This is a genomic window from Vibrio sp. 10N.222.49.C9, from assembly GCF_041474985.1.
GTDB classification, from domain to species: domain Bacteria; phylum Pseudomonadota; class Gammaproteobacteria; order Enterobacterales; family Vibrionaceae; genus Vibrio; species Vibrio crassostreae_C.
In genome coordinates this window covers 121,183-123,594 of sequence record NZ_JBFRVD010000036.1, presented here as the reverse complement: position 1 = coordinate 123,594, position 2,412 = coordinate 121,183, and the positions used below count along the sequence as shown (strand labels likewise).

The 2,412-nt window shown below is 52.4% G+C and carries 1 protein-coding gene; it reads left to right on the top strand.

Annotated features, from left to right (window positions below; translation table 11 throughout):
• Positions 1-2,412, top strand: a 2,412-nt coding sequence (locus tag AB4585_RS16085; RefSeq protein ID WP_372170275.1) for a tandem-95 repeat protein, incomplete at both ends; no start/stop codon positions are given.

Genomic DNA, 2,412 nt, shown 5'->3' with positions numbered 1-2,412 from the left:
GTTAACCGCCGATGTGGGCGAGGTGAATGAAGACGCGACCTTAACGGTCAGTGCAGAAGACGGCGTGTTGGCCAATGACAGCGATGTCGATGGCGACTCATTGAACGTCACGGGTATTTTGAACGGTACTACGGGCACCGCAACCGCAGTGGCAGAGAGTGGCGATACGTTGATCAGCAATGATTACGGCACATTGACCATTCGTGCCGATGGCAGCTACAGCTTTGTGGCGGACGGCAGCGATTCTCAAGCGTTGGCCACAGGAGCGACCGCGGAAGTGGTGTTCACCTACACCGCGAGCGACGGCACGGTCAACCAAACCAATACCTTAACCATTACCGTGACAGGCACCAACGATGCGCCTCAGTTAACCGCCGATGTGGGCGCGGTGAATGAAGACGCGACCTTAACGGTCAGTGCAGAAGACGGCGTGTTGGCCAATGACAGCGATGTCGATGGCGACTCATTGAACGTCACGGGTATTTTGAACGGTACTACGGGCACCGCAACCGCCGTGGCAGACAGTGGCGACACAGTGATAAGCAATGATTACGGCACATTGACCATTCGTGGCGATGGCAGCTACAGCTTTGTGGCGGACGGCAGCGATTCTCAAGCGTTGGCCACAGGAGCGACCGCGGACGTGGTGTTCAGCTACACCGCAAGCGATGGCACGGTCAACCAAACCAATACCTTAACCATTACCGTGACAGGCACCAACGACGGTCCAGTAGCGATTGATGACACATATGAAACTCATAGTGAGACGCTGCTCTTCTCTGAGTCCTTTGAAAACATGACAAACACAGGTCGTTGGACTGTAGTAACTGGCGACGAACTAGATGATTGGGAAGCAACAAATGGTCTAGAGATTCAGCGTGACGGTCTCATAGCTGAAGCGACAGACGGTGACTACCTCGCTGAGCTTGATGCTCATCAAAACACCGCGATCACAACAAATATTAATACGTCAGACCAAGATAGCGTGCGTGTTGAATTTGATTACAACCCTCGACGAGACGGTAATTCATCTTCTGACATGACGTTTAAAGTCGGTGACACGTTAGTTACTGTTCACGCAGATGGATCTCTATCGGGTGCCGACGGACTTAATGTCCAAATAGGGCAACCTGACGCAAATGGTTGGTATAAGATCACGGCTGAGTTCGAAGTCCAAGGGGACGTTACGGACCTTACATTTGCAGGCGCTGGAGCTTCAGATAGCTACGGTGCGTTGTTAGATAACATTACAGTGACAGGTATTAATCAATCTAAACTTGTTACTGCTGAAGACACGTCTATCACGATTTCTTTTGATGAATTGTTGGCGAATGATACTGACATTGATGGTGATGAGCTCTCAATTGTTGTGGGTTCAATTACCTCCGCGACTAATGGTGAGCTGTTTGTCGACTACACAAACAATACAATTATATTCACACCGGATACCGACTATAACGGGGAGGCAACTTTTAAATATAAAGTGACCGATGGGAACGGTGGGGAAGACGAAGCAGAAGTTACGCTTAATATTACTCCTGTGAACGATACACCAGTGCTGATAGGTGATTTGTTGGGTGAAGTGGATGAAGAAGGCAGCTACACCATTACGGCTGAGGACTTAGGCTACACGGACGTTGACGATACAGACACAGGCGTGACCTTCACGGTCGGCAACGCGAGCAACGGCACAATCTTAGTGAACGGCGTCGCGTCGAGCAGCTTCACGGTGGCGCAGTTGGCGGCGGGTAAAGTGACGTTTAAACATGACGGCAGCGAAACCACGTCGGCGTCTTTCAATATTAACGTTGAAGACGGTAACGAAGATGGCAGCACACCGGTAGACAGCACTTTCAACTTGACGGTGACGCCAGTGAATGATGCGCCGGAGCTGACAGGCGATCTGGCGGCGGAAGTGGACGAGGCAGGCAGCTACACGATCTCGGCAGCTGACTTGGGTTATACAGACGTTGACGATACAGACACAGGCGTGACCTTCACGGTCGGCAACGCGAGCAACGGCACAATCTTAGTGAACGGCGTCGCGTCAAGCAGCTTCACGGTGGCGCAGTTGGCGGCGGGTAAAGTGACGTTTAAACATGACGGCAGCGAAACCACGTCGGCGTCTTTCGATATTAACGTTGAAGACGGCAACGAAGATGGCAGCACACCGGTAGACAGCACGTTCAACTTGACGGTGACGCCAGTGAATGATGCGCCGGAGCTGACAGGCGATCTGTTGGGTGAAATGGATGAAGCAGGCAGCTACACCATCACGGCGGCAGATCTTGGCTACACGGACGTTGACGATACGGACACAGGCGTGAGCTTCACGGTCAGCAACGTGAGTAACGGCACAATCTTAGTGAACGGCGTCGCGTCGAGCAGCTTTACGGTGGCGCAGTTGGCGGC